Below are 14,532 nucleotides of genomic sequence, written 5' to 3'. Positions count from 1 at the left end.
AGCAATCAAGGCCTGCGCGCGAAGCGAGCGCAGTCAGCGCTCGCTCCCTTGCTGCGTGCAAAATCAGATGGGGCGACGCGCCGCCATCTCCGCCGCGAGCAGCAGAGCAGTGCGGCTAGCGCCAACCGATGCGATGCCTTGCCCCGCGATGTCGTAGGCAGTGCCGTGGGCCGGCGTGCAGATCGGGAACGGAAAGCCGCCGAGCAAAGTCACGCCGCGATCGAAGCCCATCAGCTTCATCGCGATCTGGCCCTGGTCGTGATACATCGTCAGAACCGCGTCGAAGGCGCCCGCCTTGGCGCGCAGAAACACGGTGTCGGCGGGAAACGGCCCCTCGGCGGCAATGCCCTCGCGCTGGCCGGCCACGACCACCGGCGCAATCAGGTCGATCTCCTCGCGGCCGAAATTACCGCCGTCGCCGGCATGGGGATTGAGGCCTGCGACTGCGATTCGCGGTCGCGCGAAGCCGGCATTGCGCATGCAGGAATCGGTCAGCCTGAGTGCACGGTGGATGCGTTCGCTGGACAGCTTTGCAGCAACATCCTTGAGCGGAATATGAGAGGTGACCCGTGCGTTCCAGAGCCGGTCCAGCACGTTGAATTCGCTTGCCGGCGTCTTCAGACCGACGACCTCGGCCGAGAACGCGATCTCGTCGTCGTACCCGGCATGGGCAAGGCGCATCGCCTGCTTGTTGAAGGGGGTGAAACAGACCGCGTCGACATGGCCGTCGCGGCCGAGTTCGAGCGCATGCCTGTAATTGGCCAGCGCGAATCTGCCGCCGGCAAGCGTCGCAGTCTTCGGCTCGACCTCTCTGGGATCAAGGTGGCGGAGATCGACAAGCAATGCATCGCCTCTTGCCGCGCGAAGGTCGGCCCCCTGCTCCACCGCCCTCAGTTCCGGCTCGACCCCGGCAATGCGCGCGCCCTGGTCGAAGATGCGGCGGTCGCCGATGACGACGAGCCGGCAGCGGGCGCGGATCTCGTCCTGCGCCACGAGATTCGCCGTCAGCTCCGGGCTGATGCCGGCGGGATCTCCCATTGCCAGTGCGATCAGCGGCTTTGCGGTCATATGATCACCTTCTCCTGGGCTGGCGTGTCGATCGCGGGCGACGCGGGTTTGCGCCAGAGCCGCGCAAGCTGCAACACCAGCGGCAGCAAGAGCAGCGCGATCCCGCCCACGATCAGGCACGTCACCAGCTTGTTGGCGAAGAAGATGCCCAGTGATCCCTTGGACAGCAGCATCGACTGTCGGAACGCATCCTCGGCCTTGTCGCCGATGACGATCGCGAGCACGAGCGGCGCCAGCGGATAGAACAGCTTCTTGAAGAGATAGCCTACGACACCGAAGCCGAGCATCATCACTACGTCGAGATAGGAGTTCGACACCGAATAGGCGCCGACGACGCAGATGATCACGATCAGCGGCGCGATTACCACGAAGGGAATCCGCATCAAGGCCGCGAAGACGGGAACGGTCAACAGCACCAGCGCGACGGCGACGATGTTGCCGACATACATCGAGGCGATCAGGCCCCAGACGAAATCCTTCTGGTCGACGAACAGCATGGGTCCGGGATTGAGGCCCCAGATCATCAGCCCGCCCATCATGACGGCTGCGGTTGCCGAGCCGGGAATGCCGAGCGAGAGCATCGGCAGCAGCGCACTTGTCCCGGCGGCATGATCGGCTGTCTCCGGCGATATGATGCCTTCGATCTCGCCGGTGCCGAAAAGGCGGCCGCGGCGCGAGAAGCGGCGGGCGATGCCGTAGCTCATGAAGGAGGCCGCGGTCGGTCCGCCCGGCGTGATCCCCATCCAGCATCCGATGGCGGCGCTGCGCAGCAGGGCAACGCCATGCCGCGGCAAGCGGCCGACGGCGCGGAACACCTCACGCCAGTCGATCTTCGAGGAAACCGCGCGGGCGTGAAATTCCTCCTCGACGGCGACCAGCAGCTCGCCGATGCCGAACAGGCCCATCACCGCAACGACGAAGCTCACGCCTTTGACCAGCTCATCCACGCCCATGGTGAGGCGCACGCTGCCGGAGACCGTGTCGATACCGATGGCGGCGATGGCAAAGCCGATCGCCAACGCCACGACCGTCTTGATCGGTGCCGCCCCACCCATGCCGACGAAGCTTGCAAAGGCGAGGAAATAGACCGCGAAATACTCCGGCGGTCCGAAGGCGAGCGCGACCTGGGCAACCCAGGACGCCAGGAAGGTGATCAGGATGACGCCGATCAGCGCACCGAACGCCGCCGAGCCGAAGGCGGTGGCAAGTGCCGTTGTCGGCCGGCCGTCGCGTGCCATCGGATAGCCGTCGAAGGTGGTCGCGACCGACGACGGCTCACCGGGAATGTTGAACAGGATCGAGGTCACGGAGCCGCCGAACAGCGCGCCCCAATACATGCTGGAGAGCAGGATGATCGCCGACACCGGCTGCATGCCGAAGGTCAGCGGCAAGAGCAGCGACACGCCGTTCGGCGCACCGAGGCCCGGCAGCACGCCGACGAGAATGCCGAGCAGCACTCCGACCGACATCAGGGCCAGATGCGGCATGGTGACCGCGATGGAGAAGCCATGCAGGAGGTCTGCGAGATTATCCATCGGCCGCTCCGTCAGAAGCCCAAGGCGGCGGCGAGCGCGCCGTGCGGCAGGCTCACCTGGAACATGCGCTCGAACACGACATAGAGCGCGAGCGCCGTTGCTCCGGCCATGACGAGCGCGCGCGGCACCGATTGGTGCCTCGGGATCGCCAGCACTGCGAGGACATACAGGGCCGAGGCGACGTACATCCCGGCGAGCGGGATCGCGGCAACGAAGATCGCAGCCGGCACCAACAGGCCGGCGAGCCGGCGCAGCTCGATGGACGTGATGGCCGTGGGAACGCTTGCGAGCGTCACGGCCGGCAACACACCCCGGACCAGATTGACGAGGCTCCCGACCACGATGACGATCCCGGTCAGGAACGGAAACGTGCCCGCATCGACGCCCGCGCTCGACCAGCCGATGCCGTTGTCGAGGCTGGAGACGACGACGGCCACGCCGAAGCTTCCGGTGAGGACGGCGGTCGCAAGTTCAAGCGCGCGGCGGGAGATCATGGGAGGCTCCGATCAGGCCACGTACGGTGGTGGTGCAGGGCACGTATCTTGCCCCAACGTTCGGTGTCGTCCCTGCGAACGCAGGGACCCATAACCCCGGGCAGGAGTTTGACGAAAACTGGAAGTTGATACCACCAACGCTCCTCGATAGATCACGCGGTATGGGTCCCTGCATTCGCAGGGACGACAGCGGAGCTGGTGGCACGATGGTCAAGACGTCGCGAAAAAGCCTGCTCACATCGAAGCTGGTGCAACAGCCCCGCCTCACTTGACGAGCCAGCCCTGCTCGCCCGCGACCTGCCTGACGTGCTCGAGGTCCTCCTTGATGAATTTGTCGAACTCGGCACCGGTCAGGAAGGTGTCGACCTGGGAGGTCTTCTCGATGTAGTCCTTCCACTCGGGCGTCGCCTGCACCTTCTTCATGAGGTCGACATAGAACGCGGCCTGCTCCGGCGTGACCTTGCCGGGCAGCCACACAGTGCGCGGCTGCTCATACTGCTTGATGTCGAGGCCCTGCTCGACGCAGGTCGGAACATCGCTCCAGCCCTCGCTCGCGGTGACCTTGGGTCCCTGCGGCAGACGCTTCGGGCTGAACACGCAAAGTGGCCGCTGCGTGCCGCCCCGCCATTGGCCGAGACTTTCGCTGGGGTTGTTGACGTGGGAGTCGAGATGTCCGCCGGCGAGCTGCACGGCGGTCTCGGCGCCGCTCTTGAAGGGGATATAGGTCAGCTTGACCTTGCCGGCCTTCTCGATCATGCGCGTCAGCACCTCGTCGGTGTCCTTCGACTGCGCGCCGCCCATCTTGAATTCGCCCGATGCGGCGGCCTTCAGATAATCGCCCGCCGACTTGTAAGGTGAGTCCTGCTTGACCCAGAGCAGGAACTCGTCCTGCGCCATCGCCGCGACCGGGGTGAGATCGGTGTAGTTGAAGGCGACCTTGGAGACGAGCGGCTGCTGCCAGGCGTTCGAGGTGCCGAAGATCACCTTGTAGGGATCGCCGGCGGAAGCCTTGGCGTAGACGTAACCCTCCGCACCGCTGCCGCCGCCCTTGTTGACAACGATGATCGGCTGCTCCGTCAGCTTGTGCTTGGTGATGATGTTCTGCACCGCGCGCGCGAGATTGTCGGTCCCGCCGCCGGGCCCGGCGGTAGCCACGAACTCGATCGGCTTCTGCGGTTGCCAGGCGGCACTCGCCGGCATCGTGCCGGCGAGCATGGCCGCGGAGAGCAGAAATGTTGACGTCCGACCCATGATTTCCTCCAGCTGATCTTGTCTTCTTGCTCTTGTCGTCTCGACGTCCGCTCAGGCGATGCGTTCCTCGCGTCTTCCTGATGCCAGCACGATCGCGCCTTCTGTTTCGAGCGCTTCGATCTGCTTCTGGTCGAACCCGTGCTCGGTCAGCACCTCGCTCGTGTGCTCACCATAAACAGGTGCGCCTGATCGCACTTTGCCTGGGGTCTCCGAAAACTTGATGGGAAGCCCAATCGTCTTGACGGGGCCGAGCGTGGAGTGCTCGACCTCGACGACCATCTCGCGCGCCAGCGTCTGCGGATCGCTCAGAGCCTCCAGCATGTCGTGCACGGGTCCGCATGGAACGCCCTTCTCCTCCAGCACTGCGAGCCAGTGTGCCCGGGACTTTGTGCGGAACCGCTCGCTCAGGACGGCTTCGAGCTCCTTCAGATTGGCCATGCGGTCGGCTCCGTTGACGAAGCGCGGATCGGAGGCAAGCTCGCTCGCGCCGAGCGCTTCCAGCATCAAGAGCCAATGCTTCTTGTTGGCGCCGCCGACGACGAGCCAGCCGTCCGAGGCTTCGAACGCCTGATACGGCGCGTTGAGCGGGTGCGCCGAGCCCATGGCGCGCGGCGCAGTGCCCGCGGCAAGCGCGATCGTCGACTGCCAATAGGTCTGCACCAGCGCGGCCTCATAGAGCGAGGTCTCGACCCACTGCCCTTCGCCCGTCTTGAGGCGATGCGTGTAGGCGGCCAGGATGCCCATGCTCGCGAGCAGGCCGGCGGTGATGTCGGACAGCGGCGGTCCGCACTTGACCGGAGGACCGTCGGGCCGCTCGCCGGTGAAGCTCATGATGCCGCTCATGGCTTGTGCGACGAGATCGAAACCCCTGCGGTGCTTGTACGGGCCGGTGCGGCCGAAGCCCGACAGCGAGCAATAGATCAGCGCCGGGAATTCCGCGTGCAGCGCCTCGTAGCCGAAGCCGAGGCGCTCCATCGCGCCCGGTGCAAAGTTCTCGACCAGCACGTCGGCGCTGGCGATCAGCCGCCGCAGCACCTGCTTGCCGCCGTCGGTCTTCAGGTCCAGCACGATGCCGCGCTTGTTGCGGTTCATCATCAGGAAGGAGGCCGCCTCGTCCCCGATCTTCGGCGGCACCGAATGACGGGTGTCATCGCCGTTCGGCCATTTCTCGATCTTGATGACGTCGGCCCCCATGTCGGCCAGCATCAGGGTGCAAGTCGGTCCCGCCATGACATGGGTGAGGTCGACGACCTTGAGGCCGGCCAGCGGTCCCGAGCGGCGGGAGGCGGATTGCGATCGATCGCTATGCATCGGGGCGCCCTATTCGCCGCGCCATTGCGGCGCGCGCTTGTTGAGGAAAGCATCGAGCCCTTCGCGAAAATCCCGGCTCGTGTAGCACATCAGGATGAGGTCTTCGCCCTCGTCCCGCGTCAGCCGCTTTTGCAGGCGAGCCACGGCCTGCTTGGTCGCATTCAGCGTCAGCGGCGCATGGCTGGCGACGAGGCGGGCCACCTCGTCGGCGCGCCGGTCGAGAGCTGCGATGTCATCGACGACCTCGCCGAGCAGCCCGACACTCGCGGCCTCTGTGGCGTCGACGAGGCGCGCGGTGAAGATGATGTCCTTGACGCGCGCGGCGCCGATAAGCGCGATGAGACGGCCGACATTGGACATCGACAGGCAATTGCCGAGCGTGCGGGCGATCGGAAATCCAATTTTGGTGCTCTTCGTGCCGATGCGGAGATCGCAGGCCGCGGCAATGCCAGCCCCGCCCCCGGTGCAGAACCCGTTGATCGCCGCGAGCGTCGGCACCCGGCACTGCTCCAGCGTGGTCAGCACTCGATCGATGCGGTTCTCGTAGTCGATCGCGTCCTGGGGCGTTTTGAATTCGCGGAACTGGTTGATGTCGGTGCCCGATGCAAAGGCCTTGTCGCCGGCCCCGCGCAGCACCAGCACCTTGACCGCATGGTCGCGGTTGGCCTCCTCGCAGATCGCGGCAAGCCGCTCGTACATGGCGAACGTGAAGGCATTGCGGGCCTGCGGGCGGTTGAAGGTGATCCGCCCGATGCCGTCCTCACGCTCGAAGACGAGGTCTTCTGCCTCCACCTGCCGGTCCATTTCCTCATACCTTTCTGTTTTGCGCATTTTTGAATGCAAAATTTTGGATTTTCAAGCTGGAACTTGGAAATATCTGCCTGTAAGCTGATTTTTGCATTCAAATCGAGCTCAGACCCATGCTTCACGAAGAAGTCGTTGGCCGCATCCGCGCCATCCTGCTCGACGGTGAAATCCCGCCGGGCGCGCGGATTCCCGAACGCGAGTTGTGCGAGCGGCTGGAGATCTCGCGCACGCCGCTGCGCGAGGCGCTCAAGGTGCTCGCCGCCGAAGGCCTGGTGCAGTTGCTGCCCCATCGCGGCTCACGCGCGGCGAAGCTGACGGACAAGGACATGCGCGACCTGTTCGAGGTCTGCCAGGGGCTGGAGGCACTCGCCGGCGAGCTCGCCTGCGAGCGCATCACGGACGCCGAGATCGACGAGATTGCCGCCGCGCATGCGGAGATGGTGCAGCATTATCGCGAGCGCGACCTGATCCAGTACTACCGTGGCAACCGCGCCATTCACGAAGCTATCGTCGCCGCGGCCGGAAACCCCGTGCTGGCGGGGCTCTACACCTCGGTGACCGCGCGCATCCGCCGGGCGCGCTATGTCACGCCGATGACGCCGCAACGCTGGGCGCTCGCCGTCAAGGAGCACGAGGCCATCCTCAACGCGCTCCAGCGGCGCGATGGCGTCGGCCTCGCCCACATCCTGCGGGCGCATCTTCGTCACAAGCGCGAAGAGGTTCTGCAGGCGGGCTTTGCCGAGACGGAAGGCCATGACCTCACGCTGAAAATTGCGTAACGCGCAATTCGGCGGTCACATGCATCCGCGGACCAATTCTACTTGCTAGCTTGTCGTAACCGGCGCAGCATGGCTTCTGCCGACCTCCGGCCGCATGGCTGATCAGGCCGGTCGCAACGCGCGAACAATTGCGCAAGATACGTAATACAAAAGACAAAAGCGGAGGAAACGCATGACAATCGATGTCTCTCGTCGGTCCCTGCTCGCGCTCGGGGCGGGCCTCGGTGCCAGCGCCATGCTCGGCAGCAGCGCGCTGGCGCGGGCTCCCAAGCTCGGCACACAGACGCCCTACTGGCACCGCTTCGTTCTTGGCGACGCCGAGGTCACGGTCGTCTCCGACGGGCCGCTGCCGCTCGGCGATCCCTCGGGGACCTTCACCGGCGTTCCCAAGGAAGAGGTCAAGAAGATGCTCGCCGACAACTTCCTGTCGCCGGACAATGTCGTACTGGAGCAGAATTCGCCGATCGTGAACACCGGCGACAAGCTCATCCTGTTCGATACCGGCATGGGCTCATCGAAGATGTTCGGCGCCAGCACCGGCCGGCAGCAGAAGAGCATGACCGAGGCCGGCATCAAGCCGGGCGACATCGACGCCGTCGTGTGCTCGCATGCCCATATCGACCATATCGGCGGCATCGTCGACGAAGGCGGCAAGCCGCTGTTTCCGAACGCGCAGATCTACATTGCCCAGAGCGATTTCGACTTCTGGACGGACGAGGGCAAGCTCGGCAGCGCGGCCAAGGACTTCGTCGTTCACGCCCGCAAGAACCTGCTGCCGGTGCGCGACCGCATCGTGTTCTTCAAGGACGGCCAGGAATTCCTGCCCGGCGTGCAGGCGATCGCGGCGCCCGGCCACACCGTCGGCCACACCATCTTCATGGTCACCTCGGCGGGGAAATCCTTCGCCTTCCTCGGCGACCTCTCGCACCATTCGGTGCTGCTGCTGGAGCGGCCGCGGATGGAATTCTCATACGACACCGATCCCAAGCAGGCAGCCGAATCGCGCGTCAAGCTGCTGACCATGCTGGCAGCCAACAAGACCCCGGTGATGTCGTATCACTTCGCCTGGCCGGGCTATGGCCACGTCGCCAAGGCGGGCGAAGGCTTCCACTACTATCCTGAGCCGATGAAGATGACGTTGTAACTCTCGTCAGATCAGGTCCGGACGGCGCTCACCGTCCGGACCGCCCCCTCGCAGGGCGAAGCAATTTTTATAAGCGGTCGAGGCGCGATCGCAGCTGGGCGTCACTCTCACGGCCCAATGCAAGCAATCCAGAATAGGGATTTCCTGCTATGCCGAGCACGGCAGCAAACGCAGGCTCCGTCTTCATTCCGCGCCCCCTGTGCCCCACCACCGCCTTCCGCAGGCGTCCATCGTCGAGAGCCAGCAATCTCCGCTCGATCTCGAAGTGCTGCCATCCCTCCTGCTGATCGACCGGTCTCGGATCTCCGAACAGCTCGAAGGGCCAGCCGCCCCATTCGAAGCGGGCAATCACCGGCCGCCGGCTGGAGCGCCACTGGTAGAGAGCAAATCCGTCACAGGCGCCGTACCGTCGCCACACGAGCTCCGCGAAGGCGGCCGCGTCGCTTACCTGACACACGACATCGATGTCGCTTGTCGGCGTCGAAATTCCCAAGGGCAGCGTCCCAACCACACGCGGATCGAATCCACTCAGCTCCCCGAGCAATTCCGAACTGCCGATCGCAGCTTCGTAGCTACCGATCCAGCTGGTCATCGCAGAGGACCTCGACCAGGCGAAAGCGCTCGCACATCAGCATCATGTCGTCGCTGTATCGTCCGAGCCTGCCGAAATAGTCTTGATGGGCGCGGCGCCAAAAGGCCAGGCTCCGGTCACCTTCTCCCTCCTCATGCGCAAAGGCTGCGTCGACCTCGTTGAAGCGCCGATACGTCACGTCGATGGTTTCGATGACGCAGCGCGGCTCCGCTCGCCCGTCGAGCACCACCCAGCGCTCACCGGGTGTGGAGGTGCTCGGCTCGTCTTCGGTACTGCATGTCGCGGTCTTGATGCCCTTGACGACGAGTTCGACCAATTGGTCCGCCAGCGCCGAATTGTCCCCGAATGCAAATGTCCGGAGGTGTCGATACCGCTCGGGGACCGGCTTGCTCATGGTCTTCCAGGCTTTCAGTCGCCTCGCCGCCCAGGCCACAGCGCATTGTGACGAAGCGCTGCCTAGCACCCCAGCCTGTCGGCGATCCCGCCAAAATCCTTCGCGACGATGTCCCAGTTGCCGGTCGCCTCGAAGTCGACCTTCTGCAACGGCCCATATTCGGTCGGCCGCGCCACGAACGCGGTCCTCAATCCGTTCTTCTGCGCGGCGGCGAGATCGCCGTTGTGGGCAGCGACCATCATCACTTCCTCCGGCTTGAGGCAAAGCAGGCGCGCGGCGCCGAGATAGGTTTCCGGATCGGGCTTGTAGTGCTCGAACAGCTCCGCCGACAGGATGAGGTCCCACGGCAGCCCGGCGAACTTCGCCATGTTGGTGAGCAGCGCGACATTGCCGTTCGAGAGTGGCGCGATCACGAATTTCGTCTTGAGCCGCGTCAGACTCCCGACACTGTCGGGCCAGGCATGCAGGCGATGCCAGCCCTTGGTGAGGTAATCGAGATCGGCGTCCGTGAGGCCCGGAATCGCGAACTTCTTGACCAGCTTCTCCAGCGAACGGCGATGCAGATCATCCAGCATCACATAGCCGCGCTCGGGATGCTGGCGCACCTCGTCCATCGAGGCCATGTACATGCCGCGCCAGCCATCGACCAGCGCGGTCCAGTCGGCGCTGATGCCTCGCTGCTTGCTCCACCACATGAAGTCGGCGATCAGGCTGGTGCGCCAGTCGACCACGGTGCCGAACACGTCGAAGACCAGGGCTTTGACAGTGGAGAGATCGGACATGTGCGCTTTCCTCTATATTACTTGTTCTTGGTCATTCCGGGATGCGCCATAAGGCGCAGGCCCGGAATCCATACTCCCGATCGTGGCTATGGATTCCGCGCTCTCCGGGCCGCGCGTTTCGCGCGATCCCGTCGCCCCGGAATGACGGCAGTTGGGGTTGCCTGGATCAGTCCAGATGGAACTTGGCCAGCTCACGGTGCTCGGCCTTGATGTAGCGCACGGTGCCGGTGACGGAGCGCATCACCACCGTCTCGGTCTCGATCACGCCGTCCTTGCGGAACTTAACGCCCGAGAGCAGCGAGCCCGTGGTGACGCCGGTGGCCGCGAACAGGCAATCGCCGCGCGCCATGTCCTCGATGCCGTAGATCATCTTGGGATCGTCGACGCCCATCTTGGCGGCGCGCTCGCGCTTCTCGTCGGAATCGAGAATGAGGCGGCACTGCATCTGGCCGCCGATGCAGCGCAGCGCCACGGCCGCGAGCACGCCTTCCGGCGCACCGCCCGTGCCGAGATACATGTCGACGCCGGTGTTATCAGGGTCGGCGCAGTGGATCACGCCGGCGACGTCGCCGTCGGTGATCAGGCGCACCGCGGCGCCGGTCGAGCGCACGCTCTCGATGATGCTGGCATGGCGCGGACGATCGAGCACCAGAACGGTGATACCATCCGGCTGGACACCCTTGGCCTTGGCGAGGCGGCGGACATTGTCGGCCGGCGTTGCATCGAGATCGACGACGCCCTTGTCGTAACCGGGGCCGATCGCGAGCTTCTGCATGTAGACGTCGGGGGCGTGCAGCAGCGTGCCGCCGTCGGCCATCGCCATCGTGGCAATCGAGCCCGGCATGTTCTTGGCGCACAGTGTGGTGCCTTCGAGCGGATCGACCGCGATGTCGACCTGCGGGCCTGCGTTCAGGCCGACTTTCTCGCCGATGAAGAGCATCGGCGCCTCGTCGCGCTCGCCCTCGCCGATCACGATGGTACCCTCGATCGGGAGCTTGTTGAGCTCGCGGCGCATGGCATCCACCGCGGCCTGATCGGCCGCCTTCTCGTTACCGTGCCCGCGCAAGCGCGCCGACGACACCGCCGCCCGCTCCGTCACGCGCACGATCTCCAGCGTGAGGATGCGCTCGAGCAGCGCTTGCGGCGGGACTGAAATATGGGTCGACATCGGCTAACTCCTTCGAAACAGTTTGGGACGGAAATCTCCGTCCGCTTTAACTCGCAACGCCCACGGTTCGTTCGAACGAACCGCCTCAGTTCTTCTCGATCCGGATCACCTGCGGCCGTCCGCTGATCACCTTGTCCTTCTGCACGGCGGCGAGCGCGCGGCGCACGGCGTCCTCATGCGTGGCATATGTGATCAGGATGACGGGCACGGGGACCGCCTTTCCGTCGACCGGCGCAGCGCCTCCATTGGGATGACGCTGCACGATCGACTCGATCGAAATCTTCTGCTCGGCCAGTCGCGTCGCGATCGCGGCCGCAGTACCGGGGAAGTCACGCGCCAGAAGGCGGATGTAGTAGCCGCCCTCGTGCCGCTCCATCGGCGCCTTCTTGGTGTCGCGGAGCTGCGCGATCGGCCGGCCGAACGGATTGGCGCGGATGCCGCGCGCAACGTCGGCGATGTCGGCGACCACGGCGGACGCAGTGGCTGCGCCCCCGGCGCCGGGGCCGACCAGCGTGATGGGCGGAATGCCGTCGCCGTCGATCGTGACCGCATTGGTGACGCCCATCACCTGTGCGATCGAGGATGATTTCGGCACCATGGTCGGATGCACGCGCTGCTCGATACCCTTGGCGGTGCGGACCGCAACGCCGAGCAGCTTGACGCGGTAGCCGAGATCGGCGGCCGCCCGCAGATCTTCGGGCGCGATGGACGAGATGCCTTCGACATACACGGCGCTTTGAGCAACTTTCGTGCCGAAGGCGAGGCTGGCGAGAATGGCAAGCTTCTGTGCGGTGTCGTGGCCGTCGACGTCGAAGGACGGATCGGCCTCGGCATAGCCGAGCCGCTGCGCATCCTTGAGGCATTCGGCGAAAGACAAGCCCTCCTGCTCCATCCGGGTCAGGATGTAGTTGCAGGTACCGTTGAGGATGCCGTAGACGCGGTTGATGCCGGTTCCGGCGAGCCCCTCGCGTAACGTCTTGATGACAGGAATCGCCGCGCCGACCGCTGCCTCGAAATTCAGCGCGCCGCCGTGCTTTTCAGCCGCCTTGGCGAGCTTGAGGCCGTGCCTTGCCAGCAACGCCTTGTTGGCGGTGACCACCGACTTGCCGGCGCTCAGCGCGGCTTCCACCGCCGACAGCGCCGGATCGCCGGCGCCGCCTATCAACTCGACGAAACAGTCAACGTCGGGATGGGTGGCCAGCGCCATCGGATCCCTGGCCCATTCGACGCCGCGCAGGTCGATGCCGCGCTTCTTCGTCTTCGAGCGCGCAGTGACGGCGACGACGCGAATGCCGCGGCCGCTGCGGCCCGCGAGCACGCGCGCCTGCGTTTCGATCAAACGGATAACGTCGGCGCCCACGGTGCCGAGCCCCGCTATGCCCACTTTCAGGGGTGCAACCATGATGTCTTAGAAAACCTGCCGAAGAGAACTCAACGCCGATTGGCGAGCGGAACGACGTTGTGCAACGTTTCGATGCCGGTTTCAAGGAAGCGGCGCACGCCGCGCGCGGCCTGCCTGATCCGTTGCTCGTTTTCCACCATGGCGATGCGGACATATCCTTCACCATGCTCGCCGAAGCCGACGCCGGGCGAGACCGCAACGCCCGATTTCTCCACCAACAGGGTCGCGAACTGCATGCTGCCGACGCTGCGAAAGGCTTCCGGCAGCGGCACCCAGGCGAACATCGAGGCCTCCGGCGCCGGGATCTCCCAGCCGGCGCGCCCGAACGATTCCACCAGCGCGTCGCGGCGCTTGCGGTAGGTGTCGCGCATCTCCTTGATGCAATCGTCCGGCCCGTTCAGCGCAGCGGTCGCCGCGACCTGGACCGGCGTGAAGGCGCCGTAGTCGAGGTATGATTTGACGCGGGCGAGCGCCGCGATCACGCGCTCATTGCCGACCGCAAAGCCCATGCGCCAGCCGGCCATCGAATACGTCTTCGACATCGAGGTGAATTCGACGGTGACATCCATCGCGCCGGGCACCTGGAGCACCGAGGGCGGCGGGTTGTTCTCGTCGAAATAGACCTCGGCATAAGCGAGATCCGACAGGATCAGGATCTCGTGCTTCTTCGCGAAGGCGACGAGGTCCTTGTAGAAATCGAGGCTCGCGACATAGGCGGTCGGGTTCGAGGGATAGCAGACGACGAGCGCGAGCGGCTTGGGGATCGAATGCACGATCGCCCGCTCCGCCGCCTCGAAGAATTGCGGCGTCGGCTCCGATGGCACCGAGCGGATCACGCCGCCCGCCATCAAGAAGCCGAAGGCATGAATCGGGTAGCTCGGGTTCGGACAAAGGATGACGTCGCCGGGCGCGGTGATCGCCTGCGCCACGTTGGCAAAACCTTCCTTCGAGCCGAGCGTCGCCACCACCTGCGTGTCGGGATTCAGCTTCACGCCGAAGCGGCGGGCGTAATAGGCGGCCTGGGCCCGGCGCAGCCCGGGGATTCCGCGTGAGGCCGAGTAGCGGTCGGTGCGCGGCTTGCCCAGCGTCTCCTTCAGCTTCTCCAGCACGTGCGGTGGCGCCGGCAGATCCGGATTGCCCATGCCGAGGTCGATGATGTCGGCGCCGGCATTCCGCGCGGCCGCCTTGGCCCGGTTGACCTGTTCGAACACGTAGGGCGGCAGGCGGCGGATGCGGTAAAATTCTTCCATGGCTCTCTAGGGCTCCGGGCAACCGGTCGGGATAGAATCGACAGGCCACGAGGGCCCATTCCAAAAGGCGCTTATTTCTTCGCGAAAATCGCTCAAAATCAAATGCTTAGAGCAATCATCGGCGACCAGGACTGAAGTCGTTCGCCCTGACTCTTGGCTGAACCGAGATCTTTTAGCACGGCAAGGCGGAGGCGCCAGCGATTACCTTGCAGCGCCTTATTTGGCGTCCTTGGCAGCCACCGCCTGGCGCTCGCGTGCAGCAGCGAGCTCGGCCTCTATCTTGGCGCGCTGCTCCGGCGGGATGATCGCCTCATCGCGATCCGGCGGCAGGTCGTGCACCGGCAGATAAGTGCCGGGCTCCCTGACATGCGACTGCGCATCCGCCGGCGTCAAATCCGCGAGCTGGCTCGAGCATCCGCCGAGGGCAAACGCCGTGATCAGCAGCGCGCCATAGATCGGCCGCGTCTTTTGCAGGTCCCATAACGCCAACACTTGGGAAATCCCCTACTCCCAACGCACGGCCCCCGGACAACCTTACCCAAGACCGCGCCCAAG

General features: G+C 64.9%; 15 protein-coding genes. 2 read left to right on the top strand and 13 right to left on the bottom strand.

Annotated features, from left to right (window positions below):
- Positions 1–63 precede the first annotated feature (63 nt).
- The 6 genes from ABIG06_RS29890 to ABIG06_RS29865 form a co-directional block, all read right to left on the bottom strand.
- The gene (locus ABIG06_RS29890; protein WP_370139599.1) at positions 64–1,068 is read right to left on the bottom strand and encodes a 4-hydroxythreonine-4-phosphate dehydrogenase PdxA; all 1,005 of its coding nucleotides are present in this window, start codon (positions 1,066–1,068) and stop codon (positions 64–66) included.
- Positions 1,065–2,603, bottom strand: a complete 1,539-nt coding sequence (locus ABIG06_RS29885) for a tripartite tricarboxylate transporter permease (protein WP_370139598.1) — start codon at positions 2,601–2,603, stop codon at positions 1,065–1,067. The genes ABIG06_RS29890 and ABIG06_RS29885 overlap by 4 nt, the downstream gene beginning before the upstream one ends.
- A gap of 11 nt (positions 2,604–2,614) precedes the next feature.
- The gene (locus tag ABIG06_RS29880) at positions 2,615–3,097 is read right to left on the bottom strand and encodes a tripartite tricarboxylate transporter TctB family protein (RefSeq protein WP_124162679.1); all 483 of its coding nucleotides are present in this window, start codon (positions 3,095–3,097) and stop codon (positions 2,615–2,617) included.
- Positions 3,098–3,361: 264 nt separating this feature from the next.
- Positions 3,362–4,348 carry a Bug family tripartite tricarboxylate transporter substrate binding protein gene (locus ABIG06_RS29875; protein ID WP_124162678.1) on the bottom strand — a complete coding sequence of 329 codons (987 nt, stop codon included), beginning with the start codon at positions 4,346–4,348 and terminating at the stop codon, positions 3,362–3,364.
- Positions 4,349–4,399: 51 nt separating this feature from the next.
- Positions 4,400–5,659 (bottom strand): CaiB/BaiF CoA transferase family protein, encoded by a 1,260-nt coding sequence (locus ABIG06_RS29870; protein WP_370139597.1) that lies wholly within the window; start codon positions 5,657–5,659, stop codon positions 4,400–4,402.
- Between the two features lie 9 nt (positions 5,660–5,668).
- Positions 5,669–6,463, bottom strand: coding sequence for an enoyl-CoA hydratase/isomerase family protein (locus ABIG06_RS29865; RefSeq protein ID WP_370139596.1), 795 nt, complete (start codon positions 6,461–6,463; stop codon positions 5,669–5,671).
- Positions 6,464–6,579: 116 nt separating this feature from the next.
- On the opposite strand from ABIG06_RS29865, the gene ABIG06_RS29860 reads away from it, so the two are divergent.
- Together ABIG06_RS29860 and ABIG06_RS29855 are read left to right on the top strand one after the other, a co-directional pair.
- Positions 6,580–7,245, top strand: a complete 666-nt coding sequence (locus ABIG06_RS29860; RefSeq protein ID WP_124162675.1) for a GntR family transcriptional regulator — start codon at positions 6,580–6,582, stop codon at positions 7,243–7,245.
- Between the two features lie 172 nt (positions 7,246–7,417).
- On the top strand, positions 7,418–8,389 hold the full coding sequence (locus ABIG06_RS29855) for an MBL fold metallo-hydrolase (protein WP_370139595.1): 972 nt from the start codon (positions 7,418–7,420) through the stop codon (positions 8,387–8,389).
- Positions 8,390–8,456: 67 nt separating this feature from the next.
- Here ABIG06_RS29855 and ABIG06_RS29850 read toward each other — a convergent pair whose 3' ends face one another.
- From ABIG06_RS29850 to ABIG06_RS29820, 7 genes are all read right to left on the bottom strand, one after another.
- Positions 8,457–8,981, bottom strand: a complete 525-nt coding sequence (locus ABIG06_RS29850) for a DUF4269 domain-containing protein (RefSeq protein ID WP_370139594.1) — start codon at positions 8,979–8,981, stop codon at positions 8,457–8,459.
- A complete protein-coding gene (locus ABIG06_RS29845) occupies positions 8,962–9,375 on the bottom strand; it encodes an ASCH domain-containing protein (protein WP_124162672.1) in 414 nt (137 codons plus the stop codon). The genes ABIG06_RS29850 and ABIG06_RS29845 overlap by 20 nt, the downstream gene beginning before the upstream one ends.
- Before the next feature lie 62 nt (positions 9,376–9,437).
- Positions 9,438–10,157, bottom strand: coding sequence for a haloacid dehalogenase type II (locus ABIG06_RS29840; protein WP_370139593.1), 720 nt, complete (start codon positions 10,155–10,157; stop codon positions 9,438–9,440).
- Positions 10,158–10,323: 166 nt separating this feature from the next.
- Positions 10,324–11,325 carry a class II fructose-bisphosphatase gene (gene glpX / locus ABIG06_RS29835; protein WP_124162670.1) on the bottom strand — a complete coding sequence of 334 codons (1,002 nt, stop codon included), beginning with the start codon at positions 11,323–11,325 and terminating at the stop codon, positions 10,324–10,326.
- An 85-nt stretch (positions 11,326–11,410) separates the two neighbouring features.
- The gene (locus tag ABIG06_RS29830) at positions 11,411–12,727 is read right to left on the bottom strand and encodes a homoserine dehydrogenase (protein WP_370139592.1); all 1,317 of its coding nucleotides are present in this window, start codon (positions 12,725–12,727) and stop codon (positions 11,411–11,413) included.
- A gap of 29 nt (positions 12,728–12,756) precedes the next feature.
- Complete coding sequence (locus tag ABIG06_RS29825) at positions 12,757–13,977, bottom strand: LL-diaminopimelate aminotransferase (protein ID WP_124162668.1); 1,221 nt, start codon at positions 13,975–13,977, stop codon at positions 12,757–12,759.
- 216 nt (positions 13,978–14,193) lie between these two features.
- The gene (locus ABIG06_RS29820; RefSeq protein WP_370139591.1) at positions 14,194–14,469 is read right to left on the bottom strand and encodes a hypothetical protein; all 276 of its coding nucleotides are present in this window, start codon (positions 14,467–14,469) and stop codon (positions 14,194–14,196) included.
- Positions 14,470–14,532: the final 63 nt, after the last annotated feature.

The organism is Bradyrhizobium sp. USDA 326, assembly GCF_049739485.1.
Classification (GTDB): domain Bacteria; phylum Pseudomonadota; class Alphaproteobacteria; order Rhizobiales; family Xanthobacteraceae; genus Bradyrhizobium.
The sequence above is the reverse complement of the archived record's forward strand: the minus strand, read 5'-3'. Positions and strand labels throughout refer to the sequence as shown.